This is a genomic window from Shinella sp. HY16, from assembly GCF_028534175.1.
In the GTDB taxonomy this organism is placed as follows: domain Bacteria; phylum Pseudomonadota; class Alphaproteobacteria; order Rhizobiales; family Rhizobiaceae; genus Shinella.
Genome location: NZ_JAHYXL010000005.1, coordinates 81,982 through 107,347, shown reverse-complemented (window position 1 = coordinate 107,347; position 25,366 = coordinate 81,982). Strand labels below are relative to the sequence as shown.

The following is a 25,366-nucleotide window of genomic DNA, read 5'->3' as shown; positions in this document are numbered from 1 at the left end:
GCGGCGAGAAGGAGGCAGGATATGCCGGTTGCCTCAGGCATCACCGTTCCGTTGGGCACCTCCCCTCCCCGCTTGCGGGGAGGGGGTTAGAGTGAGGGGCAAACGCTCCGCGCGATCCCCGCAGTCATTTCTTGCGTGGAAACCGCTTGGCGAAGTCATCCGCGATCTCGTCCATCGTCACGAACTTCACACCCGGATGCTTGATCATATGGGCATAAAGCCGCTCCAGCATCATCAGCACCTGTGGCCGGCCGGCGACGTCCGGATGGATGGTCAGCGGGAACACCGCGTAATCCATCTCGCGATAGACCCAGTCGAACTGGTCGCGCCACATCTCCTCGATCTGCCGCGGATTGACGAAGCCGTGGCTGTTCGGGGATTTCTTGATGAACATCATCGGCGGCAGGTCGTCGAGATACCAGGAGGCCGGGATTTCGATGAGGTCGGTCTCATGGCCGCGCTTCAGCGGCACCATCCAGTCCGACGGCTTCCTGGAATAGTCGATCTTCGTCCAGCTGTCGCCGACGCGCACGTAGTAGGGCGTGAAGTCATTGTGCATCAACGAGTGGTCGTACTTGATGCCGCGCTCCAGCAGCAACTCGTTGGTGACATTGGAGAACTCCCACCACGGTGCGACATAGCCGGTCGGCCGCTTGCCCGAAAGTTTGGTGACCAGTTCGATGCTTTTGTCGAGCACCTCCGTCTCCTGCTCCCGCGTCATGGCGATGGGGTTTTCATGGGTATAGCCGTGAATGCCGATCTCGTGGCCGGCTTCGGCAACGGCTTGCATCTGCTCCGGGAACGTCTCGATCGAATGGCCGGGGATGAACCAGGTCGTCCTGATACCGAACCGCTCGAAGAGTTTCAGGAGCCGCAAGCTGCCCACCTCGCCGGCAAAGATGCCGCGCGAGATGTCGTCGGGCGAATCCTCACCGCCATAGGAGCCGATCCAGCCGGCCACCGCATCGACGTCGACGCCGAAACTGCACAAAATCTCTTTTGCCATTTTTATCTCCTTGGTTCCCTGAAAGAAGGATCACTGGGCCGGGATGACCGTCGCCTCGGCGGGGTTCCAGCTCAAAAGAACGGGGGTTCCGGCCGGGAACGCGCCCGGGCGGTACTTGTCGACATGGGCTTCCAGCGCGATAGCCCGGCCGTCCTGAAGCCGCGCCGTCAGGTGGGCGATATGACCGACGACCTCGGAGCGCTCGATGCGGGCATCGACGCGGTTCTTCACACCGGAAAGCGCGGCCTCGCTCGCCGTATGCAGCTCGATCGCCTCGGCAGGCACGACGAGATTGACGCGGCCCTTCTCGGCGAGCGCCCCGTTGGCACGGCCGCAAAGCGTGCCGATGCCCGTCGTCACCACCACGTCCTCACCCTCGCTGCCTGCAACCTCGCCCGAAAGCACGGTGTTGCGGCCGATGAACTGCGCGACGAAGGGCGTGTTCGGCCGGGTATAGAGCTGGTGCGGCGGGCTCACCTGCTCGACGCGGCCCTGGTTCATCACAACGATGCGGTCGGAGAGCGCCAAAGCCTCGGACTGGGCATGCGTGACGAAGATGAAGGTGACGCCGAGGCTCTTTTGCAGGAGCTTCAACTCATTCTGGATGGCCTTGCGGAGGTTCGCATCGAGCGCACCGAGCGGCTCGTCGAGCAGCAGGATGTCCGGCTCGACGACAAGGCCGCGGGCGAGCGCGATGCGCTGGCGCTGGCCGCCCGAGAGTTTTTCCGGCTTGCGCTCGGCGATGTCCTCGAGGCCGAGCGTTGCGAGGATGCGGTCGACCTTGGCCTCGCGTTCGCTCTTGGCGATACCCTTCACCTCCAGCCCGTAACCGACATTGCGGCGCACACTCATATGCGGAAAGAGCGCGTAGTTCTGAAAAATCATCGAGGTCGGGCGGCGCTGCGGCGGCACCTCGTTCATGCGCTCGCCGCGGATGCGCATCTCGCCGGAGGAAATGCCCTCGAAACCGGCGATCATGCGCAGCGTCGTCGTCTTGCCGCAGCCCGAGGGGCCGAGGAAGGCAATGAACTCGCCCTTCTGGACGGAAAGATTGAAGTCGATGACGGCGGGCGTTCCGTTGTCATAGACCTTGCCGACAGTGTTGAGTTCGAGGTCGAATAGCATCAGAAAATCTCCGGTCGCGGACCGGGGCCACGCGCGCCCCGGTCCTTCGTCTTGGGATCAGGCGTTGAGGAATTCGTCCCACTTCTGGATGAGGTGATCGTATTCTTCCGGCCACTGGTGCCAGTAGGCGACGTTCTTGGCGCGCTCTTCCAGCGAACCACCATCGCGCAGGTCCCCCTCCTTGATGCCGCGCTCTTCCGCACCGACCCAGGGCTTGCCCTCGTACCAGAAGGCGTATTTTTCAGGGGCCATGACGTCCTTGATGTTGGTCGAGGGCGAATAGTAGCCCTGTTCGGAGACGGTGATGCCGGGTTCACCCGAGAGCCAGTAATCAGCATAGGCGATGACAGCCTCCCGGTTGGTGGTGCCCGCGATCATCGACGGGCCGATTGCCCAGCCGCGATAGCCTTCCTTCGGCACGGCGTATTTGCAGGCCTTGCCCTGCGCCTTGACAGCCATGACAGCGGGTTGCCAGGCGTCGCAGACGACCATCTCACCCGAGGCCATTAGGTTGACCAGCTCGCCGAAATCACCCCAGAGCGCACGGAACTGGCCTTCCTTCTTCTTGGAGACGAGGAAGGCGGCGGCCTCGTCGATCTCGGCGGCGGTCGGATTGCCGGGGTTCTTCACATCCGAAAGGCCGAGCGTGTTCATCGCCATGATGGCCTGGCCGAAGGCGATGAGCGGGTCGGTGTTGAGACCCGACTTGCCCTTCCACTTCGCATCGAAGATCGCCGTCCAGGTATTGGCCTCCTCATCGGAGAGCACATCCGGGTTGTAGCCGATGGAATCGTAGTTGTAGACGGCGGGCACCATGTTGAGCACGGTCTGGCCCTCGTCCGCCCAGATCTGGCCGACGATCTGCGCGGCGCGGTCCCACTTGTCGCTCGCCGTGGTGAAGGTATCGCGGATGTTCGCCCAGTTCTTCAGCGAAGCCGCCGGGATCGTCTCCACATTGTCGGTCATGACGATGGAGGGCAGGCGCTCGGCGATGATCTCCCAGCAATCGTAGTCCTTCGAGCCCGAGAGGATCTTCGTCTGCGCATCCGGGAAGGTGGCGGCGGTACCGGACGTACCGCCAACGCCCGACGCCTTCTTGAACTCTTCGAGGATGCGTTCCTGCACCGTTACGGAAAGGCCGATGGTGCGGAGCTGCTGGCCGGCGAGGTCAGCGGCCTGCGCGAAGGCCATGCGGGAGGACAGGAACGGCGTGCCGCCACCCATCGCCAGCGCCATCACGCCTGCCGAGCGCTTGAGAAGCGAGCGGCGATTGATTTCCGACTTGAACATGTCTCTTCTCCAGTTGTTATCGTTCCCCGAGCCGCCCCGCGGCTCTCTTTTTGTTCGCAATTCCGGACGCAAAACCGCTGCACACGTTTGCTGGAATTGCTCAGTACCGGCCCACCAGAAGGCCGCCATCCACGACCAGCACCTGGCCGGTCATGTATCTCGCGCTGTCGGAGGCAAGGAACGCGGCGACATCGGCGATGTCCTCCCCGGTTCCAAGCCGCCCCATCGGAATGAACTCCGCCGCCTTTTCCGCTGCCGCCGGCCCGAGCGAATTTTCCTCGGACAGAAGCTGGGCGGTGCGGATGTAGCCGGGCGCAATGCCGTTCACCCGCACACCGTCGCGCGCCATCTCGACCGCGAGCCCCCGCACGAGGCCGACGACGCCGGATTTGGCCGCCGAATAGTGCACATGCTCGTCCCAGCCATAGGCGACACCCATGATGGAGGAGAGCGCGACGACCGCCCCGGATCGACGGGCACGCATTCCGGGCGCGGCGGCGCGCACGAGGCGGAAGATGCCCTTGAGGTCGATGTCGAAGGTGAGGTCCCACTTCTCGTCGGTGAGATCGGCAAGCTTCGTACGGTGCGCGATGCCGGCATTGGCGACAACGACGTCGATCCGCCCGTGCCGCGCCTCGACATCAGCAACGAGCGCATCGGTCGCCGCCGTTGAGCGCACGTCGTAGCAATGGAATTCCGCCGAGCCGCCGGCCGCAGAAATCGCCTCGACGACCGCGCGGCCTTCCGCCTCCAGAATATCGGTGACGACCACATGGTCGCCGAGCGCGCCAAACGCCTTCGCGGTGGCTGCGCCGATGCCGATGCCGGCCCCGGTGATGATGACGATGCGTTTCTTTTGGTTGGACATTGTTGTCTCCGGGTTCACAGCATGACGTCTCCGGAATTCGGCCCGAGCGTCTGCCCGACGAAGAGGCTGGCGGCAGGCGAGGCGAGGAAGGCGACCGTCTCGGCGACCTCCTCCGGCTCGCCGAAGCGACCGAGGGGAAGGCCGGCGCGTTTGGCGGCGCGCCAGTCTTCGGAAAGGCCCATGACCAGTGGCGTGTTGATCGGCCCCGGCGCGACGGCGTTCACCCGCACGCCGCGGGCGGAAATCTCGCGGGCGAGCGCCTTGGTCATGCCGATGATCGCGGCTTTCGCGCCGGAATAGTGCACCAGCTCCACGCCACCGATCTGGCCGAGCTGCGAGGCGACATTGATGATGACGCCTGTTCCGGCGGCAAGCATTGCCGGCAGCACGGCCTTGGTCATCAGGAAGGTGCCGCGCACATGCACGGCGAACATGCGGTCGAAATCGCCGACATCGAGATTTTCGAACAGGGCCTGATGGACGATGCCGGCATTGTTGACGAGCAGCGTGACATCGCCATGCGCCGCAACGGCGGCAAGATGGATGAGCGCGACATCCGCCTCGCCGGAGACGTCGCCCACAACGGCGACGGCCCGGCCGCCCGCCGCGCGGATCTCGCCCACGACAGCCTCGGCATGTTCGAGCGAGAGATCGTTGACGGTGACGGCATACCCATCCGCCGCAAGTTTTATCGCGATGGCGCGGCCGATGCCGGAGCCTGCGCCGGTGACGAGAGCAGCGCCCGCCATCACGCTTCCTCCTGGATCGCCATGCGCTTGGCACGGCGCACTGAAAGGCCCATCAGAACGGCATAGGTGCCGAGCAGCGCGAAGGAGAACAGCGTCGTCAACACGCCGAAGGCGAAGACGTTCGGATGCACTTCCACCGAGAAGGTGCCGTAGATGGCGAGCGGCAGCGTCAGGTCCCGGCCGGAGGCAAAGAGCGTGCGCGAAAACTCGTCATAGGAGAGCGTGAAGGCAAAGAGCATGGCCGAAAGCACGCCGGGGAAGATCAGCGGGAAGGTGATCTTGCGGAAGGTGCGTGCCGGAGTGACCCCGAGCGACCACGCGGCCTCCTCGACGCTCGGATCGAAGCGGTTGAAGATCGCCAGCATGACGAGGAAGGCGAAAGGGAAGGTGTAGACGACATGCAGCACGAAGGCCGTGCCCCACCAGTGGCGGTCGATACCGAGCGCGTTGGCGACCAGCGCCATGCCGAGGCCGACGAGCACGCCGGGCACCATCATGCCGAGCACGATGAGATAGAAGACGACGCCCGAGCCGCGAAACTTCTTGCGGAATGCCTGTGCGGCGGTAACGCCGAGCACGGTGGAGACGATCATCGTCATGACCGCGAGCGCCAGCGAGCGCACCAGTGCCTGGTCGATCGGCAGCGGCGCGATGCGCGACGGCGGCGTAAGGCCGAAGAGGTGCTTGTACCAGTAGGTCGACCATTCGATGATCGGGAACTGCGGCCCGCCCTCCGGCCCGGTCTGGAAGGAAAGGATGGCGAGCACCGCAAGCGGGCCGTAGAGGAAGACGATGAACAACGTCGTATAGAGGCCAAGGCCAAGCTTGATGCCAGCTGCGTTCATGGCTCAGAGCTCCTTCCTGAGATCGACGACCCGAAGCATGGCGGCAACGACCGCCCCCATCAGGATGGTCAGCACCACGCCGGCGACGGCGGCGAAGGCCCATTTCAGCGAACCGACCTGGGTGACGATGATGTTGCCGAGGAGGTTGACCTTGCGCCCGGAAAGGGCGGCCGACGTCGCGAATTCGCCGAGCACCATGACGGAGACGAAGATCGAGCCCACCACCACGCCCGGCATGGAGAGCGGCAGGATGATGGTTCGGAAAATCCGCCAGAAGCTCGCGCCGAGATCCTGCGCCGCCTCGATGACGGAGGGATCGATGCGACCGAGCATGAAGGCGATAGGCCCAACCATGAAGACGCAATAGATCTGCGTCATGCCGATGATGACCGAAAGTTCGGAGAAGAGCAGCACCTCGATCGGCTGGGTGACGATGCCGAGCTTCATCAGGATCATGTTGATCGCGCCCTCCTTGCCGAGCATCGGCCGCCAGGCGAGCACGCGGATGAGGAAGGAGGTCCAGAACGGAATGACGCAGAGCACCAACAGCGCCGTCGAGAGCGTCTTGTTCTTCACGAACAGTCCGACGAAGAGCGCCGCGGGATATCCGACGAGGAGCGTCGAGACGAGTACGATCAGCCAGATGCGGATCGTCGTCCAGAGCGCGCCGAGATAGGTGTCCGACGAGAAGAAGGTGACCCAGCTCTTCAGGGTCAGCGTCGGCTCGATCTTGAAGGTGGTCTGCGTCCAGAACGAGACGTAGACCATCATCAGGATAGGCGCGACGAGGAAGAGCAGCATCCACAGGACGCCGGGGGCGAGCAGCCAAATGGTGCGGTCCGGCTGCTTGCGGGCGGCGGATGCCGCCGTCTCGACCGGCGTGTCATGGCTGGTGGCGGCCATCGTCATCTCTCATTCTCCGGGTGGATGGGGGCTTCAAACGAAGACAAGCGCGTCCTCCCGTTTCCAGACGAGGGCGTAGCGAGCCTTTTCCTCGAAAACCTCGGGCGCGGCGTGGCTGAGATGGGTCTCCACCTCGAAGACGCGACCGTCGTCGAGCGTGAAGAAGGAGTTGATCGCCGCACCGGAATACTCGCTGGCGACGAAGCTCGCCTCGATGCGCACCTCGTCGCCAGCGGCCGCCGCATCTCTCGGGCGGATCGCAACCCGGTCGTAACGGATGGCGTAGGCCTGCTTGCCGGATTTCTGCCTGCTGCCGCCAAGTGCCAGGCGGCCGACCGCGCTCTCGAAGACATCCCCCGACACCGCGCCGGAAAAGATGTTGTAGCAGTTGAGGAAACGCGCGACGTCAGCCGAGGCCGGGCGGCTGTAGAGCGTGCCGGCATCGCTCGATTGCGCAATGCGGCCACGATCGAGCACCAGCACGGTGTCGCCCATGGCGAGCGCCTCGGTCTCGGACCCCGTGACATGCAGGAAGGTCACGCCGCAGCGCTCGCGGATCGTACGCAGTTCGCTGCGCATGCGTGTGCGCAGATTGGCATCGAGCGCGCCGAGCGGCTCGTCGAGCAACACCATGCTCGGCTCCGTCACCAGCGTGCGGGCGAGCGCGACGCGCTGCTTCTGTCCGCCGGAAATCTGCGTAACGGCACGGTCTTCCAGGCCTGAAAGCCCGACGAGGCCGATCATGTCGCGTACCCGCACGGCAACGACCTTCGCATCCGTCACCGGATCGACTGCACGGTTTTCAAGGCCGAAGGCGATATTTTCGGCAACGCTGAGGTGGGGAAAGAGCGCAAAGTTCTGGAAGACGAAGCCGATGCCGCGCTCATGTGGCGGAACACCGTCGATACGCCGGCCGGCAAAGAGGATTTCACCGCCATCCGGCTGCTCGAAACCGGCGATGACCCGCAGAAGCGTCGTCTTGCCGGAACCCGACGGTCCTAGCAGCGAGACGTAACTATCCTCGGCCAGCATCGCATCGACGCCTGCAAGCGCCGGCACGCCGGCAAACGCCTTGTGTACATTTTTCAGTTGGAGGACGGCTGACAACTCTGTTCCCACCAGTTCCCGCCAGGACCTTCCTGCAGGCAAGGCTCCGCCGTCCACCGGACGGGAAGCCGCGTCCGGAGAAGACAAAGAGCTTGCAGTCCCGCATCGGTCAGATGCGCGGCGCAGCGTCGATCCTGAGCATTTCGTTTTGTTCCACTGTCGACGCCTCTTGCGGACGTCTTGGTATCAAAAGCATGGCATGAATGATTTTTGTATTCAATAGACTTTTTAGAAATTTCTATCGCGCAACCATTTTCGCCTTCAGGCCACAGAAATCCAGCCACGACGACCTGACTTTCTCGCGCAGCCTCTTTCAACTCTCTGTCGATTTTTCGCGCATTGTGCGCAAAATCCATCGCATTCGCCGATAAAGTCGGCGATCACTCCACAAAGACGGCACAGCCATCATGAATGCGCCGCGACTTTCCATCGTCAACGATAAGCGAAAGCTATATTCAATCTTTGTATTCAATAATCATTTATGTTGTCCTTTCCTTGCGCCGGAGAATGCGTCAGAGTGCACCCCTCCACGAGGCCGACGGATACGGGATTCCATGACGGACGAGCAGGCAGCCACCGGCACCCAGCGGCGCTACGCGATCGCCGAGGACGTGCTGCGCAGCAATATCGAAACGGGCACGCTGCCACCCGGCCTGGTGCTCCTGGAAGGCCCGATCGCCGACATCCTGCAAACCTCGCGCGCGCCGGTGCAGCGCGCCTTGCAGACGCTGGAAGCGGAAGGATTGGTGCACCGCTTTTCCGGCCGCGGCTTTCTCGTCGGCCCGCCGGGCGCGGATGTCGAGCCGAACCGCACGGATATCAAGGCCCTCGGCCTCATCGTGCCGCGCCATGCCGACGAAGCCCTGCAAAGCCGCTCCTCCTGGGAGCGCATCTACAACCAGGTGGAAGCGGATGTGGCGGGCTGTGTGGTGTTCGGCCGCTACCGGATCATAGAGATGGAGCTCGCCAACCATTTCAACGTCAGCCGCACCGTGGTGCGCGACGTGCTGACGCGGCTGCGCGAGCGGGGACTCGTGCGCAAGAACCAGAGCTCGCACTGGATCGCCGGGCCGCTGACCGCCCAGACGGTGAAAGACCATTTCGTGCTGCGCACCATGCTGGAACCGCCGGCGATCCGCCTCGGTGCCCGCGCCGTCAGCCAGGCACGGCTGGAAACCCTTTTGAGGCGCCTGCGCACCGCCGAAGAGGCGAGCACCGCCGGGGCGCTGCGCGAGGTCGAGGCGATCCAGACCGAGTTCATCGAATGCTGCGTACTCGCCGCGCCGAACGAGCGGTTGAAGGACCTGGTGCGCAACAATCTCATGCCCGTCACCGCCACCGACCGCCTGCTGCGCCGTCTTGGCCTGCCCGGCGATCCCGCGATCATAACGGAACTGCGCCTCGTCGCAGAACTTCTGCTGCGCGGGGCGACGGAATCGGCGGTCTCCATGATGGAGACTCACCTGCAGGCTTCGCTGAACCGCACCATCGCCCAGATGAAGATCGTCGCGATCATTCCGGGGCCGGGGGTGACAGCCGCCTATCTGACGCCCGTTCTCGATTGAGCGCTGACGGTATCGTGCATCACTCGCTGGGCTGTGGGGCATATCGCCCCCTGGCCCGTCGGCCATTCCCCCCTCAAGGGGGTAAATTGGCAAGAGGCATGAACCTCGCGCAAATTGCAACGCCGGGAATGGACGAAACGGTGCCCCATCCGATCTCCTCTCTCGCGAGGGGGATGGCCGGCAGATCAGAGGGGAGTGCACCCAAAGCATCCGCCGCACCGCGGTCAAAGGCCGCGCCCCGTCAGGCAGTCCACGTCTCGTCCTGAGCGCGACGGCCGACCGCATAGCCCCGCCTCCTACGCCAGCGCTTGGCGCAGCTGCACAAGCCCCGCCTGTCGGACTTTCCGCGCCGCCAGCGCCTCCTCCATCGTCACCTTGACGAAGCGCGTCGGCGTGTGCGGCTGGAGTTGGCCGATGAAGTCCATGTCGGCGGAAATGACCGTGCCGACCATGAAATAGCCGCCGCCCGAGACGGCGTCGCGGTGCAGGATGATCGGCTCCGTGCCGCCTGGCACCTGGATCGAGCCGTAGGGATAGCAGCTATCGACGATGTTCGACGGGTCTGAACCCGCCCCGAACGGCTGGTCGCGCTCCACGAAATCGAGCTTGCGCCCGCCCTTGAAGCGATAGCCCATGCGGTCCGCCTCGTTCGCCACCTTCCATTCGTCGGCGAAGAAGTTTTCCTGCGATTGTTCGGTGACACGGTGCCAGTAAAGGCCCGGCAGCACGCGCAGCTCCGCCGGCACGCCGGGCTTGCGGCGTAGCGTTTCGGGCACGGTTTTGCCCTCGCTTGCAAGACTTCCCGCGCCGACCGGCAGTTCGTCGCCCGCCGCAAGCGGCCGGCCCTTGAAACCGCCGAGCGCCCCGATCGGATAGGTCGAGCGGCTGCCGAGCGCTTCCGGCACGTCGATGCCGCCGGAGACCGCAATGCAGATACGCGCGCCGGACTTCAGGAAATCGAAGGTTAGCGTCTGGCCCGCCTTCACCCTGAAGGCCGTCCAGCCGGGCTGGAGAACGCCGTCCACCTTAGCCGGCATGTCCGCGCCGGTCACGGCGACCAGCGCATCTTCGGAAAATTCCAGCTTGGGACCGATGAACACGGCCTCCAGCCCCGCCGCGCCCTCCTCGTTGCCGACCAGCAGGTTCGCCGCGCGCATCGCGAAACGATCCATCGCCCCGCCGACGGGAATGCCGAGGTGGAAATAGCCGGGCCGGCCGAGATCCTGGACGGTGGTCGCAAGACCGTGATGGAGTACCTTAATGGCCATGGAGCATGCCCTCCAGCTTGGCGTTGGTGCCGTCGATGTCCTTCTGGAAGTCCCTGAGGTCGAAACGCACCTCGCGGATGGGCGGGGCGAAACGGCCCTTGTCGACATCCTCCACCGCCTGGTCATAGGCGTCGCGGTCGATCGGCTTGAACTTCACGATGTCGCCGGGGCGGAAGAACACCATGAAATCGCGGAGATGACTGGTCGTCTGCGCCGGATCGAAGATCGGCATCGGCGTGATACCGAACATCTGGTAGCCGCCCGCCCCGCGCACCGAATAGATGCAGCCGAAGCAGCCGCCATGGCCGACCGTGAGGCGCGGCGTATCCGTGCGCGGCCTCAGATATTTCGGCACCTGGATCTGCCGCTGGCGCTCCACCATCTGGTACATGAAGGGCAGGCCCGCGACGAAGCCGACCATGGAGACGAACCAGGGCGAGCCGGAATGCGCGGCGACGAAATCCTCCACCGAGCCGTAGCCGTTGATGCGCGCGGCATAGTCGAGATCGGTGCCCGAGGGGTCCTGGTGGCGCTCGCGAAAGCGCATCAGCGTCTCATGCGTGAAGGGATCGTTGTAGAAGACGGGGATTTCGACGATGCGGGTGGTCAGGACAGGCTCGGCCTTTTCCGCCGCGCCCTCGATGGCCTTCACCTCGCGCAGGATGTCGTCGGGGTGGATGAGGTCGGGGTCGAATTTCACCTGGAAGGAGGCGTTTGCCGGGCAGATTTCCGTCACGCCCCTGATGGCGCTCTCGCGCACCCCCTTCGCCATGGACAGGCTCTTGAAGAAGGCTTCCAGCGACATCTCCTCGCTGCATTCGACGAACAGGTGCTCGTCGCCGCCAAATGTGTATCGGATGCTCATCAGGCAACCTCCGCAGTTGCGCCGGCCTTTGCGGCGAAATCGGTTTCAAGCCAATGTTCGAGGAAGCGGGTATCGAAGGCGCCGCGCGCGACGCTTTCATCCGTGGCGAGCGCCAGATGCAGCGGAATGGTCGTCGGAATGCCTTCGATGACGAGACCTTCCAGCGCACCCTTCAGCCGTGCAAGGCAGGCCTCGCGCGTCTCGCCCCAGACGATCAGCTTGCCGACGAGCGAATCGTAGAAGGGCGGGATCGTATAGCCCTCGTAGAGCATCGTATCGAAGCGGATGCCCTCGCCCTCGGGAACGACGAGCCTGGTGATCGTGCCCGGCGCGGGCAGGAAACCCTTCGCCGGGTCCTCGGCGTTGATGCGGCATTCGATGGCGTGGCCCTCGGCCGCAATATCGCCCTGGCCGATCGACAGCGGCGCGCCGCCGGCAATGCGGATCATCTCTTCCACGAGGTCGACGCCGGTGATCATCTCCGTCACGGGATGCTCGACCTGGATGCGCGTGTTCACCTCGATGAAGTAGAAATCGCGCGTCGTCTCGTCATAGAGATATTCCACCGTGCCCGCGCCGCGATAGCTGACCTCCCGCGCCAGCGCCACCGCACTGTCGCACAGCCGCTTGCGCACCTCGGCGGGAAGCAGGAAGGACGGCGCCTCCTCCCAGACCTTCTGGCGGCGGCGTTGCAGCGAGCACTCCCGCTCGAAGCAGTGGACGAAGTTTTCGCCGTCGCCGAGGATCTGCACCTCGACATGGCGGGCCTTGGTGATGACCTTTTCGAGATAGAGCCCGCCATCGCCGAAGGAGGCGAGCGCCTCAGCCGACGCCTGCGGAAAATGTCGTTCAAGATCGGCGAGATCGGCGGCAATGCGGATGCCGCGACCGCCCCCGCCCGCTGCCGCCTTGATCATGATGGGAAAGCCGGTTTTCTCAGCCACGGCCCGCGCTTCCTCAAGGGTCGCAAGCCGCCCGGCGCTGCCGGGCACCGTCGGCACGCCGGCTCTTGCCGCCACTTCGCGCGCGGCCACCTTGTCGCCGAGCAGGCGGATGGCATCGCCTTTCGGGCCAATGAAGATCAGCCCCGCGGCCTCCACCGCATCGGCGAAATCGGCATTTTCCGAGAGGAAACCGTAGCCCGGGTGCACCGCATCGACGCTGGCCGCCTTGGCAGCGTTCACCACCGCCTCGATGTTGAGATAGGATTTCTTCGGCGCCGGCGAACCGATATCGACCGCCTGGTCCGCCAGTTTCACCGCCAGCATGTCCGCATCGGCGGCGCTGTGCACCTGCACGGTGCGAATGCCGAGCGCCTTGGCCGCCTTGATGATGCGAACCGCGATCTCCCCGCGGTTGGCGACGAGGATCGAGCGGATCGTCATGCCTCTACCTCGGCAATCACCTGCCCCGCCATGACCGGCTCCTCGTTGTCGACGAGGAAGGTAATGTTCCTGCCTTCGACGCCCGCCGGCACTTCCTGGAACGTCTTCATCACCTCGATGAGCCCGATCGCATCACCGCTCGAAACGCTGTCGCCATCCGTCTTGAACGGCGGCACGTCCGGCGAGGGCGAACGGTAGAAAGTGCCCGGCAGGGGCGATCTGATCTCGATCTTGCTCATATTGTCTCTCTCCACTTGAACTCTTTGTTGTCACGCACTTGCCGGCGCAAACCGCTTTCGAACGTTTGCCGGAACTGCGTCAGCGCCCGGCCGCCGAGACCGGCGCGATGCGAATGCCGGCCCCCACCAGCGCCTCCCGCATGCGGCTAACAATCTCGAAGGCGCCGAGCGTATCGGAATGGAAGCAGATGGATTCGAAGTCGATGGCGATGTCGTTGCCCTGCACCGTGCGCACCCGGCCCTCCTGGCAGGCGCGCAGCACCTTCTTCGCGATGGTGGCGGGATCCGGCCGGCCGGCATCGCGGGTGAAGACGATGGAGCCGCTGTCATCGTAATCCCGGTCGGCATAGAACTCCCGCACGACCGGCTGACCCGCCTCCTGCGCCGCACGAAACGTCGCCGAGCCGCCCATGCAAAAGATGAAGGCGTTCGGCTCAACGGTGCGCATATACTGGACGAAAATCTGCGACAGTTCCGGATTGACCGCCATCTCCATGTAGAGCGCACCGTGCGGCTTGACATGTTGCAGGCGCACGCCGTGGCGATGGGCGAATTCCCTGATGGCCCCGACCTGGTAGACGATGTCGTTGACGAGTTCGCGCGCCGTGCCGGCGATCTTGCGCCGGCCAAAACCTTGCAGGTCGTTGTAGCCGGGATGCGCCCCGATGCCGACGCCGTGTTCGGCGGCAAGCCGCACCGTCTCGTCCATCAGGTTGGGATCGCCGGCATGGAAGCCCGCCGCAATATTGGCAGAGCTGATCAGCGGCATCAGCGCTGCGTCGTCTGTATCGCCGACGCGCCAGCGGCCAAAGGCCTCGCCCATGTCGCAATTGATATCGACGACCTCGCGCACTGCTCTACCCTCGCCTGCTGTTTTCCTCGAAAGAAACGCTAGGCGGTTTCAGGGCTTTTGAAAAATTCTATTTTTGCAGATACGAATTCTGAAAATCAGAACAATAAGCCTGCTTTTGTTGCAACGCAGAATCCAAAAAAAACAGTGAGATAACGCAGGAATGCCCAAAACTTTTCGACATCACGCCCAATTCTGCAGCGTGCATTCTGATTTTTCGATACCATGCCACGATAAACCAGAAGAGGAATTGCAGCCGTGACGATCAGCCTCCGCCAGATCCGCTACTTTGTCGCGACCGCCGAGCTCGGCCAGATCTCGCAGGCCGCGGTGGACCTCTCCATTTCGCAATCGGCGGTGACGACGGCGATCAAGGAGCTGGAACGCACGCTCGGCGCCAGCCTGTTCCTGCGCGCCCCGCACGGCATGGACCTGACGCCCGCCGGCCGCCAGTTCCTCTCGCATGCCTATGAGATCCTGAAGAAGGTCGACGAGGCGATGCATCTCAACGTCGTCAGCAGCGAGATCGAAGGTACGCTGACGGTCGCCGCGACCTATACCGTCATCGGCTATTTCCTTCCCCTCCATATCGAGCGCCTGCGCCGCCTCTTCCCGAGGCTCGAGATCCAGCTTTTCGAGTTGAACCGCGAATCCATCGAGGAGGGGCTGCTGAGCAATCGCTACGATATGTCGGTGCTGCTCACCTCGAACATTCTCAACCCGGCCCTGGTGACGGAAAAGGTTTTGAGCTCCACCCGCCGCCTCTGGCTCCCCGCCCAGCACCCGCTGCTGCAGATGGAAACCGTCGGCTTCAAGGAGATTGCCGAGGAACCCTACATCATGCTGACGGTGGACGAGGCCGCCCATTCCGCCCTGAAATACTGGAGCGCCACCCCCTACCAGCCGCGCGTCATCCTGCGCACGTCGTCCGTGGAAGCCGTGCGCTCTCTCGTCGCCAACGGCCAGGGCGTCGCCATCCTCTCCGACATGGTGCACCGCCCCTGGTCGCTGGAAGGCCGCCGCATCGAAACCGTCAACATCGCCGACCCCGTGCCCGCCATGGATGTCGGCCTCGCCTGGCGCCGCAACATGGAGCTCACCCCACCCATGCTCGCCTTCCGCTCCTATTTCCAGCAGGTGTTTCACCTGCCGGAACGGTAGTATTGCGGCAAACCTCGACACCGGAATTGAGTGACCGCCAAGCGGCTGCCTAAGGCTCCGCCTGCACCTTCACCTCGCCCCAGTTTTCATCCGCCTTTTGGATGTAGCCTTTGGTATCCTTGCTCCAGAGCGCTTTGATATCGTCGTTGTAGTTCAGGTAGAGCTTTCCATCGACGATACTGAAGGCCTGCGGTTCGGTGGGCGCCTTGTAACCTTTCGCGGTGCCATAGGCGCAGTAGCCGCCATATTGCGGGACATAACGCACGGGATCGCGCAGGAACGCCTCCCGGTTCGCCGCGGTGGAGAAATGGAAAATCGCCCCCTTGTAGGGAGCGGAGAATGCGCTCGCCCCCTTCACGGGGCCGCCTTCGGTGAAGTAGGCGACCGCATCATATCCATTGATCGCAACGCCTTCCTTCGAAAACACCTCTCCTGCCTTCGCCAATGCGGGCGACAGCACGGATGCAAGGCAGACGACGGTAGGAATGAGAACGCTGGCCTTCAACATGGGTGGTCCTTTCGTTGATTTCCGATTGTTGCCGGTTCCGGCAGCTGGAGGATAAGGCGCTTTGTGGTGCCTATTGTGCGCACCTCGACAGGGCGGCGAGCGCTTCGAGTTCGCGAATGCGGGCTTCCTTGTCCGTTGGGGCGACGAACAGCGAGAGATCGTCGTCGGGCGAACGGGAAACACACCAGAATGCCAGCGAAAACAACGCGGGTGTCATGGCGCTCGCCAAGGCGGGTTCCCGCCGCTTTCCCGGCATCTCGAGCTCCAGGCCTCCCCAGATCGTCAGGTCGCATCCATCGCCGACGCTACAGCGCAAGATCGCGCCTATGGATCGGCCCGGCGCACGCCGCACGGCCAGCGATACCTCCGCATCGACATGCAGGCGGATCGTCGAGGGGGCCATCACATGCGGCAGCGTGCCAAGACCGGTCGTTGCCTGAAGGGGAGCGTCGGGGCACGCGATCGAGAGCGACCTTTGCAATTGAATGAAGTGGGCAAGGCTCGGGTTCAGCGTCTGCCCCCACGGACTTGTCCCTTCCCCAAAAAGCCGGACGACACTGCGACCCGAATGGAATTGCGACTTCGATTGCAGCACAAGACGCTCCTTTGTCTCGATGCCGGAACGGCTGCCTGCCGCCCCGGCTCACTGCAACAGCTACGGTCCCGGACAGGAATTTGTTACAGGCCGGTGGGCATTTCCGGCAGACGATCGGCGCTATTTCGGAAACCCGACAGCCGTCAGGCCGGCATCCAGCATGTCGGCGCGCGCCTGGTGTCCGCCGCCATGGATGCACATGGTGCTGCTGCCCCTGAGGCAGCCGGGCGCGACCTCACAATCGATGCCGTCAAGGGTGATCCTTGTTCTTGCTTCATCCTCGCACAGCGCCCGTCGGCGCAGGATGGCCACACTCTTGTAGGCGTCGCCCTGATGACGCGTCGCGCCGATGGCTCGACCGGAAAGCGGAAAGGTCCGGTCAGCGGTGCCATGGAAATGGATCATCGGCGGGATCTCCGCCACGCAATCTTCCGGCCGCGGCAAGGGGTTCCAGAAGACGCCTGAAAACGTCACCATCGCCGCCGCCTTCTCCCCCTGCTGGCAGGCCGTGTACCACGCCATGGATGCACCGATGGAGAACCCGCCGATCACGATCTTGTTCGCCGTGAAGCCGTCGCGCGCCGAAAGGTCATCGAGAACCTCGGCAATGAAGGCTTGCTCATCCCGGCCCGTGCCCGTCCACGCTCCATTGGGAAAGGACCAGCCGCCCTTCGTTCCATCGACGGCGACATAGGCCAGATGGTGAGCGAGCGTGGTGGCCATAAGGGAGGCCTGCTGCATCTGCAGCTCTGCGGACCCCTTGAAGCCATGGAAATACACATAGGCGCCACGAACATCCCCGTCCTCGGGCATGGCGATCCTGTAGTTGCCGGAGGGAACCATCCGCACAACCGGCTCGGCACCAAGCGCGTCTGCGACACTGACAGAAGCCGCCATGACGAGAGCAAGGACAAGGAGGGAGCGGTGCAACATGATCACGGTTGTCTTTCGGCAGCAGCCTCGGCCAGAGCAAGCTCGGCCATGATTTCGTCTCCATGCTCCCCGACATGCGGTGGCGGGCGATCGAACCGAACCGGCGTTGCCGACATCTTCAAGGGGTTTCCGAGCAGACGCAGGATTCCACCGTCACCAGCCGGCATCTCGACCACCATGTCGCGCGCGACCGTGTGCGGGTCGGACAGAACCTGATCGATCGTCGCAACGCGTCCCGCGGGTATGCCCGCCGCGACAAGCCTGCGTTCCCAGGCCTCGGCCCCGTCCGCCTTCAGCGCATCCGAAAGGATGCCGTCAAGCGCGTCCATATGGACGACACGATCCCGGTTGCGGCGGAACCTTTCGTCTAGGGCGAGGTCGGGAAGGCCCAGCTCGACGCAGAAGCGGGCAAATTGCTGGTCGTTGCCGACCGCAATCGCAATCTCCCCATCGGCAGTCCCAAAGGTCTGGTAGGGCGCGATGTTCGGGTGCCGGTTGCCGATACGACCGGGCACCTTGCCCGACACGAGATGGTTGGTGGCCGCGTTGATCAGCCAGGCGACCTGCGCGTCATAGAGCGCCAAGTCGATACATTGGCCTTCGCCGGTCGCGTCGCGGTGGTGAAGCGCGGCAAGGATGCCGACCGCCGCGTACATGCCGCACATCACGTCGGCGATACCGAGGCCGACCTTCACCGGTCGCCCGCCAGCCGTATCGCTCTCTCCGGTGATGCTCATGATGCCGCCCATCGCCTGGATGAGGAAGTCGTAGCCGGTGCGATCGGAATAGGGACCAGTCTGGCCGAAACCCGAAATCGAACACCAGACGATGTCGGGTTTTATCCCCCGGATAATCTCGTAGCCGAGGCCACGCCTGTCGAGGTCGCCCGGCTTGTAGTTCTCGATGACCACGTCGGAAATGGCCGCAAGCCGCTTGACGAGGGCTACGCCCTCCGTTGTTGCAAGGTCTATGGCGATGGACCGCTTGTTGCGGTTGGCAGCAAGAAAATAGGCACTGAGATCGCTGTCTTCCCCATCGGCACCGGGCACGAAGGGAGGCCCCCAGCTTCGCGTGTCGTCGCCTGCCCCGGGACGCTCGACCTTGATGACATCCGCACCGAGATCCGCGAGGAGCTGGGTGCAGGTCGGCCCGGCAAGGATGCGGGAGAGATCGAGAACACGAAGCCCCGCAAGGCTGCCGGCCGTCTGGCTGCTGGACATGATGTTCACGCTCTCCACGGCAGGGTCTTGAACCAGCCAACGAGGTAGGCCGTCGCGATCAGGATGGTAAAACCGGCGATGTTGCCTGCGGCCTCCGCCAGCGGGCCACGCCCCGCGGCATCAAGAACGATGCCGATCCCCTGTGCCAGCACCATGCCCGTCACGAAGACGGCAAGCGATTGCTGCCCGATGACGCTGACCGCACGGACGATCGGCCCCTTGAGGCGCCGCCCCCTTTCCCCGACCACATGGACGGCGATGTAGGCAAGAGCGGAAAAATGGACAAAGCGCAGGAGGCCGAACTGCGTCTTGTCCGTCAGCGGCGCAAGGTCGACGGCAATCCGGCGCAGAAAGGGTTCGGCATCCAGAAGGATGTACCAGGCGAAAGGCACGGTGGCGACCACGCACAGAACGGCGAGCGCCAGCAGGCGCCGGCTTCTCCTCGGCGGTTGAATGCTGCCGCGCATGATGAAGAAGCCGGTGAAGAAGAGAAGCTGCCATCCGAACGGATTGAGAAACCACTGCCGATCGGACCAGGGCTCAGCCGAAAAGCGGGCATAGCCGAATTGCGCCAGAAGCCACAGGCCGACCATGGCGACGAATGGCAAGACACGATGTACCCGCTCGGCGAAAAGCATCACCGGCAGCAGAGCCAGGATGACGATATACATCGGCAGGATATCGAAATAGTTCGGCACGTAGCGCAGGGTCAGAAGGCCGGCGAGAAGCTGACCGGGATCCTTGATGAACGGGATCAGATTGAGCTGGCCGAGATAGGAGTTTCCGCTGGGCGCTGTGCCCACGGCCGTCATCAGGGCCACGACCACGATGAAGACGATCACATGTGCCCAATAGATCTGCCAGATGCGTTGTGCGGTGCGGGCAATCAACGCCGAGGCACCGTTGCGGTCGAACGTCGTGCCGAAGGCGATCGCCGAGGCCATGCCCGAAAGAAAGACGAACATCTCGGTGGCATCGGAAAAGCCGAAACGTGCAGGTATCCACAGCGCCCATCGGTCGTTGGGAATGTGTGCCAGAAGGATGATCAGCATGCCCACGCCACGAAAGAAATCGAGCCGCGGGTCGCGCTCTCGCTTGAGGGCGCGTCCGGTGGAGAACGCCCCCTTCGTCTCAGAACGCTCCGTCGTAGTCGGTGACGTCGAACTTGCAGGCGATGAGGGTGAAGTTTTGCCGTATGCCGGCAGCCTCAAGCTCGTCACGTAGCTCATCGGGATTCTCCACGGAAACGCCATGCCCCCCGAAACCGCGGGCGATGGTGGCAAAGTCGGTTTCGCCGAGCTTGACCCCGGCGGTTCGCAGGCCGGCGCCGGCCTGTTTCAGTTCGATCAAAGCGAGACTGCAATCCTGGAAGACGACGATCGTCAGCGGCAGGCCAAGATCGCGCACGGTGGCAAGCTCACCGATCCCCATTTCCAGGCCTCCATCGCCCATGACCGCAAAGACCCGGCGTGCCGGATCGGCAGTCCTTGCCCCGATTGCGAGCGGCAACGCCGCATTCATCGTGCAGAAACCGGCCGATTGCAGCAGCGTCAGCGGCCGCTTCGCCACCCATTTCTGCGACAGCAGGATGCGATGCGCACCGCTATCGACAGCGACAACGGAATCAGGGCCTGCAGCCGCATTCAACTGGTTGACGATGGCATGCGGTCCCCAGGATTTCCGCGTGGAGAAAAGCCGCAGCAGATAGGCCCTGACGCTGGCGGGCTCCCCGCCCGGCCAGGAGCCGCGGCTTTCAAGGCACAGGTTGAGCCCCTCAAGAAACGCGGCGGGTGCAGCAGCAATCCGCGTGCCGGCATGATGCATGCCATGGCTTGGAGCCGCCATGCCGATATCGACCAGGATCGACTGATCGCTGACGAAATCCAGCCAGCCGAGACGCATCTCGATCGGATCATAGCCTATCAGGAGGACAAGATCGGCCTTGCCGGCAAGATCGAGAAGAATGCGGTCCGCCAGCGGAGACAGGCCCGCACCACCGAGACAAAGCGGATGGTCTTCCGGGATCACGCCCTTTGCCTTGTAGGTCGTTATGACGGGCGCACCGATGCTTTCCGCAAGTCGTTGAAGCCCGTCTCCCGCCCCCCCACGCGCCGCCTCGAACCCAGCGATGATCAGCGGCCGCTCCGCCTTCCGGATCTTCTCCGCCAGCAAGCCCACGGACACATCCTTGCTCGCCACGGCCGGTGCCAGAAGGACAGGGGGAAGGACGACTGCCGTCCGCGGCGCAGCTGCGGCAGCAACCGACGGCGACAGATCGAGATGCACCGGCCCCTTCGGTTCCGCCGTGGCGATCGCGATGGCGCGCGCCACCGTCGAGGAGGCGCTTTCAGGCTCGATCTCGAAGGAGGCTTTGACCAGGGGACGCAGAAGCGCACCATGGTCGATGACCTGATGCGTGTAGCGCGCCCTGGTCGGCCGGTCGACAATCCCGGAGAGGACAATCAACGGAATACGCTCCTGGGCGGCATCGGCGATGCCGTTGACCGCGTTGGCAAGCCCCGGGCCCACCGTCGTGACCAGCAGCCCCGGATTGTCCGTCATGGCACTCGCACCGGCAGCCATGATCGCGGCCGCCGTCTCGTGTCGGGCGAGATGAAACGCAATACCGGCCAGGCCAAGGCCATCCAGGAGCGTGACGACCTCCCCGCCCGGCATGCCGAATGCATGGCGAACGCCATGGGCATGAAGTGTCGCGGCAACGACGTCCGCGACCCGGAGCGTCGAGTTCTTGTCGGGCATTTTGGATTCTCTACGGTTGCAGGCCGATGGACTGTTGCCGGTACACCTTCGGCAAGGTTCCTATCGCTCGACGGCGCGCACGACGAAGGCAACGACGATGCCGAACAGGACATGGCCGACCAGCGAAGCCCAGGTCAGCGTGATGAAGCCGAGGAACGGCGGGAAACCGGCAATGAGATACGCCATGACATAGAGCGCGAAGACCCAAAGCCCGATGCCAAAGCCGATGCCCGTGAGGAGGAGCGGCAGTTTCGGCAGAATCAGGCGCTGCAGCGGCCGGGCAATGAACAGATAGCCGATCGGATAGAAGACGATGCCGACGATGGCGTGGATGACCTCCGCAAGCAGCAGGTTGTTGAAGCCGAACACCGACTGAACAAGGGCCGCCGGCTGCAGAGGACCACCGACCCACAACGGCGTGATCAGGCGCGCCCAGATTTCCCAGGTGATGTCGGCAGCAAGTCCTGCAAAAAGGACTGTTCGCACAAGACCCGGTCGGATTTCCGGAAAGATGGCTGCCTTGTTCATTTCCATCATCGACATGACTGTTCTCCGTGTTGGGCGATGTGTTTCAGGCCGAAAGGCGCATGCCGACCGAACGCTCGATCGACTGGAAGAGCTGATCGTCCGCCTTCAGCCTCTGGCGGATCCGGCCGATCCTGGAGACGGTAGCCCCGTCGCCGCCCTTGCCGACGGCCTTTGCCAGGGCGAGGACGAAAAAATCACGCTGGGCATTGCTGCCGCCGATCTTCGGCAGGTTGGCGACCATGCGGTCGATGCTCTGGCGATCGGCCGGCGCATCGAGCCCGGCGAGGATGCGTGCCATCGGCACGCCGATTTCCGCGGCGACCCGCGCCTGGTCCCCCTTTCCCCACGCCTTGAAGTCGATTTCCGAAACCAGCTCCCGCACGCCGCGATGATCGCCGGCCGCAACCATGGCCGCCAGATTGTGAAGCGCCGCGAAGACCAGGGTCGTATCCCGGCGGCGCCCATGGGCGACCTCGGCCAGCTGCGCCCAACGCTCCCCGACATGAACACCGGACTGCTCGAGACGCCACAGGAGGGACACCGCATTCGCCATATCGCGGAAGTCGTCGGTCGGCTGCGGCCGAACCTCGTCATCGTAGATTTGCAGCACACGCTCGTGATCACCACCCTCTAGATGCAGAAGGCCGAGATGCCAGGCCATGTGGAATGAAAAATTGTTGCAGCGCGACCAGGTGCTGCGGCTGTTTTCGAGCCAGTCGATGCCCGGCCGCGTGTCTCCCCGCATTTCGAACACATGGGACACGGCATGCAGCCCCCATGCGTCATCGGGTTGCAGCGCCACTGCCCGCCGGCCGACCCGCAACGCTTCGTCATAGCGCCCGTGTTCCTCCAGCGAAAAGGCATGGCAACCGAGAATGAACCCGGCCGCCTTGCTTGCCGGATCGAGGCGCAGGGCCGCACGGCTGCTGGCAGCAAGCATACCGGCCTGATCGCCCGCCATGAAACGGAGGGCGTGGGAAAGCTTGAACGGCAGGAACGTGGCCGGGCGCGTCTCGAAACCATCCTCGAGCATGTCCGCGGCGTGGCGGAACCAGCCCCGTGCCGCCGCCTCCAGGGCCTCCACGAGGGTCCGCTCATCCGTCGAGCCGCCCTTCTTCTTCGCCAGTGCCCTGCGCGCATCGGCAAGCGCCGTCTTTGTTGTCGGAAGCAGCTCCGAGCGGGCCAGGATGAGATTGGCAAACCCCTTCAATGCGTGGGACGGCACATGATCGGGATCCGCCAGGAGCACTTTCTGCAGTTCAGCAGCTGTATTCGGGCGATGCGCCGCAAGCCCGAATACAGCATTTTCGAAAGCTCTTTGCGCTTCGTGACTGTCTGTCGTGGTCACGAGACCGTATGAATCTATGCTCATCAAGTCACTCCGTAGAGAAGAGGCGGCCGCGCCCTCCTGATCCTCAAGAACGGCGACCGACAAATGCACCTACGTGGGCAACAAGAGCGCTGTTACAGCGCTTTTGTATTTTTTTGAAAGTGATGCGCCACTCGATACTGAAAACCATCTCCGATTGTACGATCGCCAGTCATTTCCCCGTCGCAGACATGCCAGCCACCTTCGACAGTGGCGTTCAGACCAGTGCAAGACAGATTGAGTGCCCTTTGTGCCTCGCCTTAAAGCGGAACACGCCGGCGCGACACGGAGGTGCCGGTGGTCCGCTACGTCGAATGGCTGTGTTGCGCTACCGGCGTTCCGTCGCAATCATGGCGATACGAAAGGCCGGAGGTTCGCCATGGCATGGATCGGCACAGTGCTTCTCCTGCTGACCTCCCTTGCCTTTCTGGGCTGGGGGCTTTGGAAACGTGGCGGCTTCTACGGCTTTCCGTTTCTCGCCGCCGCCATGTTCCTGACATTCGTCCTGCCGCAGATCCCTGGCCTCATCAACGACCGCTTCATGCCGCAGGACGGCGCCCTGACGCGCGCAATCTTCTTTTCCTGGTTGTGTCTTGTGATGTGCGCCATCGGCTGGGAGGTGGGGCGGCATTCGAAATTGGGCTGGGACGCCAACTTCAGCGAAAAGCGGCTGCTTGCCTGCTCCGCCGCGCTGTCGCTGATCGGCGCCTACTTCTTTCACAAGTTCGGCCAGCTCGACGATGAGCAGCGCCTCCGTGGTTTTCTCACCGGAACCGCCGTCGCATACCTCTTCTTCGCCAAGCTTCTAACCTACGGACTTGCAATCGCGCTGCTGTGTTTCGCACGCCGACGTTCGTCGATGGCGCTGTGGATCATTCTGTTCGACCTCGTGTTCTATTTTGATCGCATCGTGATCGCCGGGCGGCGTGGCGAGACCGCGGAACTCGCTTTGATGATAGCGCTCGCGCTCTGGTTTCACCGGGGATATGCCGTACCTCGGTATGTTGTGGCGTCGAGCCTGGTCTTCGCCGTTGTCGGCCTGCTCGCCGCCGGCGAATACCGTGCGGCGACCTACTATAGCGGGGCGCCGAACTGGCGTGCAGTCCTCGACATCAACCTTGCGGAAAACTGGAACAAGCTGATCAAGGAAGGCGGACCGGAATTCCGCAATCTGGCCTTCTCGCTTTCCTACGTCTCCGAAAACAACGCCTATGACTACGGTTCGACCCACTGGAACACGCTGGTTCATTCTTATGTGCCGGCCCAGCTCATCGGTTCGGCACGCAAGGAAGCACTCTATTTTCGAAACCCTGTGCGCTACGCGGTCGGCTACGAACCGGCACCAGGAACGACGCCAACGGGCATGATGGATGCCTTCGCCTCGTTTTCCTACTTCGGATGCTTGAAGTTCGCGCTGGTCGCCTTGCTGCTGGCAGGCATCTACTCGTGCGCCATGCAGGGCAACACGGCCATGCAGCTGCTCTACATGTTGTCCGCCATACCGGGCATGCTTGTCGTGACGCATTTCACGAACGAGATCGCCATCGCCTGGGTACACACTGCGCTCTTCATGATACCGGTGCTTCTGATCGCCCGGATCCCGGCTACACGCGCAACGCGCGATTGTCCTTCACCTGTTGTGGAAAAGCGCCACAGCCTTCATTTGCAGGGATAAAGTTACAGGAAAACTCGAAATACTACCAAGCTCTCGGTAGCTTTCTGAAGAGATATGGGGGGGATAACCGTATCTCGAAGGAAGCCGGCATCGGCTAAAGCTGCGCGAAGAAAACTTCCATAAGCTGCGCAATCCCGTGGGTTCCGGTTTTCTGGTAAATTCGGTGTATGTGCGCTTCGACAGTTCTTGGATGAATGCCAAGACGCTCAGCGATGGTCTTTGCCGAGCGCCCCTCCACCAGTTCCATGAGAATCTCATGCTGGCGCCGAGACAAAGTGGACAGGAGATTGTTGCTCACTCGCGCAGCAGCCACCCGCGACTGGTCAATTATATATAAGCATAGTCTTTTCCCATTTATTTCGAAGAATGGCCCGATCTGAGATGGGACATCTACTTCACTTATCCCTTTATTGTCCAATTCTTGAGCAATCGCCCTGAGAATTTCAGAGATTTTCTTCGCGACACCGACAGTAGCGATGGCTTTTTCTGGCTCCATGGCCAGAGCAATTTGTCGCGATTTCATCTATGACTCCCGTGTGATCGTCATCGACA

The 25,366-nt window shown here is 63.0% G+C and carries 26 protein-coding genes; 3 read left to right on the top strand and 23 right to left on the bottom strand.

The window, feature by feature from the left end:
- Nucleotides 1–124: 124 nt before the first annotated feature.
- From K0P03_RS30910 to K0P03_RS30870, 9 genes are all read right to left on the bottom strand, one after another.
- Nucleotides 125–1,006, bottom strand: a complete 882-nt coding sequence (locus K0P03_RS30910; protein ID WP_023517322.1) for a polysaccharide deacetylase family protein — start codon at nucleotides 1,004–1,006, stop codon at nucleotides 125–127.
- A 30-nt stretch (nucleotides 1,007–1,036) separates the two neighbouring features.
- A complete protein-coding gene (locus K0P03_RS30905) occupies nucleotides 1,037–2,131 on the bottom strand; it encodes an ABC transporter ATP-binding protein (protein ID WP_272791626.1) in 1,095 nt (364 codons plus the stop codon).
- Nucleotides 2,132–2,188: 57 nt separating this feature from the next.
- Nucleotides 2,189–3,421 carry an ABC transporter substrate-binding protein gene (locus K0P03_RS30900; protein WP_023516196.1) on the bottom strand — a complete coding sequence of 411 codons (1,233 nt, stop codon included), beginning with the start codon at nucleotides 3,419–3,421 and terminating at the stop codon, nucleotides 2,189–2,191.
- A 100-nt stretch (nucleotides 3,422–3,521) separates the two neighbouring features.
- Complete coding sequence (locus K0P03_RS30895; RefSeq protein ID WP_272791625.1) at nucleotides 3,522–4,289, bottom strand: SDR family NAD(P)-dependent oxidoreductase; 768 nt, start codon at nucleotides 4,287–4,289, stop codon at nucleotides 3,522–3,524.
- 14 nt (nucleotides 4,290–4,303) lie between these two features.
- Nucleotides 4,304–5,038, bottom strand: a complete 735-nt coding sequence (locus tag K0P03_RS30890; RefSeq protein ID WP_272791624.1) for an SDR family NAD(P)-dependent oxidoreductase — start codon at nucleotides 5,036–5,038, stop codon at nucleotides 4,304–4,306.
- Nucleotides 5,038–5,883 carry an ABC transporter permease gene (locus K0P03_RS30885; RefSeq protein WP_130518856.1) on the bottom strand — a complete coding sequence of 282 codons (846 nt, stop codon included), beginning with the start codon at nucleotides 5,881–5,883 and terminating at the stop codon, nucleotides 5,038–5,040. The genes K0P03_RS30890 and K0P03_RS30885 overlap by 1 nt, the downstream gene beginning before the upstream one ends.
- Nucleotides 5,884–5,886: 3 nt before the next feature.
- Entirely contained in the window at nucleotides 5,887–6,792 is a 906-nt protein-coding gene (locus K0P03_RS30880; RefSeq protein WP_272791623.1) for an ABC transporter permease, read from the bottom strand.
- A 27-nt stretch (nucleotides 6,793–6,819) separates the two neighbouring features.
- Nucleotides 6,820–7,893, bottom strand: a complete 1,074-nt coding sequence (locus K0P03_RS30875) for an ABC transporter ATP-binding protein (RefSeq protein WP_050745176.1) — start codon at nucleotides 7,891–7,893, stop codon at nucleotides 6,820–6,822.
- Nucleotides 7,872–8,249, bottom strand: a complete 378-nt coding sequence (locus tag K0P03_RS30870) for a hypothetical protein (protein ID WP_272791622.1) — start codon at nucleotides 8,247–8,249, stop codon at nucleotides 7,872–7,874. Before K0P03_RS30870 ends, K0P03_RS30875 begins: the two co-directional genes overlap by 22 nt.
- Nucleotides 8,250–8,447: 198 nt before the next feature.
- Here K0P03_RS30870 and K0P03_RS30865 point away from each other — a divergent pair, with 198 nt between their 5' ends.
- Nucleotides 8,448–9,458, top strand: a complete 1,011-nt coding sequence (locus K0P03_RS30865) for a GntR family transcriptional regulator (protein WP_272791621.1) — start codon at nucleotides 8,448–8,450, stop codon at nucleotides 9,456–9,458.
- Nucleotides 9,459–9,754: 296 nt separating this feature from the next.
- On the opposite strand, the gene K0P03_RS30860 is transcribed toward K0P03_RS30865, so the two are convergent.
- The 5 genes from K0P03_RS30860 to K0P03_RS30840 all read right to left on the bottom strand — a co-directional run bounded on the left by K0P03_RS30860 (nucleotide 9,755) and on the right by K0P03_RS30840 (nucleotide 14,068).
- The gene (locus K0P03_RS30860; RefSeq protein WP_272791620.1) at nucleotides 9,755–10,726 is read right to left on the bottom strand and encodes a biotin-dependent carboxyltransferase family protein; all 972 of its coding nucleotides are present in this window, start codon (nucleotides 10,724–10,726) and stop codon (nucleotides 9,755–9,757) included.
- Entirely contained in the window at nucleotides 10,716–11,591 is an 876-nt protein-coding gene (locus K0P03_RS30855; RefSeq protein WP_272791619.1) for a 5-oxoprolinase subunit B family protein, read from the bottom strand. Before K0P03_RS30855 ends, K0P03_RS30860 begins: the two co-directional genes overlap by 11 nt.
- Entirely contained in the window at nucleotides 11,591–12,976 is a 1,386-nt protein-coding gene (locus K0P03_RS30850) for an acetyl-CoA carboxylase biotin carboxylase subunit (protein WP_272791618.1), read from the bottom strand. The genes K0P03_RS30855 and K0P03_RS30850 overlap by 1 nt, the downstream gene beginning before the upstream one ends.
- The gene (locus K0P03_RS30845) at nucleotides 12,973–13,215 is read right to left on the bottom strand and encodes an acetyl-CoA carboxylase (protein ID WP_023513359.1); all 243 of its coding nucleotides are present in this window, start codon (nucleotides 13,213–13,215) and stop codon (nucleotides 12,973–12,975) included. Before K0P03_RS30845 ends, K0P03_RS30850 begins: the two co-directional genes overlap by 4 nt.
- Nucleotides 13,216–13,294: 79 nt before the next feature.
- On the bottom strand, nucleotides 13,295–14,068 hold the full coding sequence (locus K0P03_RS30840) for a 5-oxoprolinase subunit PxpA (protein WP_023513358.1): 774 nt from the start codon (nucleotides 14,066–14,068) through the stop codon (nucleotides 13,295–13,297).
- A gap of 255 nt (nucleotides 14,069–14,323) precedes the next feature.
- Between K0P03_RS30840 and K0P03_RS30835 the strand changes: the two genes are divergently transcribed.
- A complete protein-coding gene (locus K0P03_RS30835; protein WP_023513357.1) occupies nucleotides 14,324–15,226 on the top strand; it encodes a LysR family transcriptional regulator in 903 nt (300 codons plus the stop codon).
- Between the two features lie 49 nt (nucleotides 15,227–15,275).
- On the opposite strand, the gene K0P03_RS30830 is transcribed toward K0P03_RS30835, so the two are convergent.
- The 8 genes from K0P03_RS30830 to K0P03_RS30795 form a co-directional block, all read right to left on the bottom strand.
- Nucleotides 15,276–15,734 (bottom strand): YHS domain-containing (seleno)protein, encoded by a 459-nt coding sequence (locus K0P03_RS30830; protein ID WP_272791617.1) that lies wholly within the window; start codon nucleotides 15,732–15,734, stop codon nucleotides 15,276–15,278.
- Nucleotides 15,735–15,804: 70 nt separating this feature from the next.
- Complete coding sequence (locus tag K0P03_RS30825) at nucleotides 15,805–16,329, bottom strand: hypothetical protein (RefSeq protein ID WP_272791616.1); 525 nt, start codon at nucleotides 16,327–16,329, stop codon at nucleotides 15,805–15,807.
- A 120-nt stretch (nucleotides 16,330–16,449) separates the two neighbouring features.
- Nucleotides 16,450–17,262, bottom strand: a complete 813-nt coding sequence (locus K0P03_RS30820; protein ID WP_272791615.1) for an alpha/beta hydrolase family esterase — start codon at nucleotides 17,260–17,262, stop codon at nucleotides 16,450–16,452.
- Nucleotides 17,263–17,264: 2 nt separating this feature from the next.
- On the bottom strand, nucleotides 17,265–18,482 hold the full coding sequence (locus K0P03_RS30815) for a CaiB/BaiF CoA transferase family protein (protein WP_272791614.1): 1,218 nt from the start codon (nucleotides 18,480–18,482) through the stop codon (nucleotides 17,265–17,267).
- 5 nt (nucleotides 18,483–18,487) lie between these two features.
- Complete coding sequence (locus K0P03_RS30810; RefSeq protein WP_443020631.1) at nucleotides 18,488–19,693, bottom strand: OpgC family protein; 1,206 nt, start codon at nucleotides 19,691–19,693, stop codon at nucleotides 18,488–18,490.
- A complete protein-coding gene (locus K0P03_RS30805) occupies nucleotides 19,614–21,242 on the bottom strand; it encodes a thiamine pyrophosphate-binding protein (RefSeq protein ID WP_272791612.1) in 1,629 nt (542 codons plus the stop codon). Before K0P03_RS30805 ends, K0P03_RS30810 begins: the two co-directional genes overlap by 80 nt.
- Nucleotides 21,243–21,302: 60 nt before the next feature.
- Complete coding sequence (locus K0P03_RS30800; RefSeq protein WP_130518833.1) at nucleotides 21,303–21,785, bottom strand: hypothetical protein; 483 nt, start codon at nucleotides 21,783–21,785, stop codon at nucleotides 21,303–21,305.
- A gap of 28 nt (nucleotides 21,786–21,813) precedes the next feature.
- Nucleotides 21,814–23,142, bottom strand: coding sequence for a tetratricopeptide repeat protein (locus K0P03_RS30795; RefSeq protein ID WP_272791611.1), 1,329 nt, complete (start codon nucleotides 23,140–23,142; stop codon nucleotides 21,814–21,816).
- A 376-nt stretch (nucleotides 23,143–23,518) separates the two neighbouring features.
- Here K0P03_RS30795 and K0P03_RS30790 point away from each other — a divergent pair, with 376 nt between their 5' ends.
- Nucleotides 23,519–24,814, top strand: coding sequence for a hypothetical protein (locus K0P03_RS30790; protein ID WP_024271363.1), 1,296 nt, complete (start codon nucleotides 23,519–23,521; stop codon nucleotides 24,812–24,814).
- A gap of 94 nt (nucleotides 24,815–24,908) precedes the next feature.
- Here K0P03_RS30790 and K0P03_RS30785 read toward each other — a convergent pair whose 3' ends face one another.
- On the bottom strand, nucleotides 24,909–25,337 hold the full coding sequence (locus K0P03_RS30785) for a LuxR C-terminal-related transcriptional regulator (protein WP_272791610.1): 429 nt from the start codon (nucleotides 25,335–25,337) through the stop codon (nucleotides 24,909–24,911).
- Between the last annotated feature and the right edge of the window lie 29 nt (nucleotides 25,338–25,366).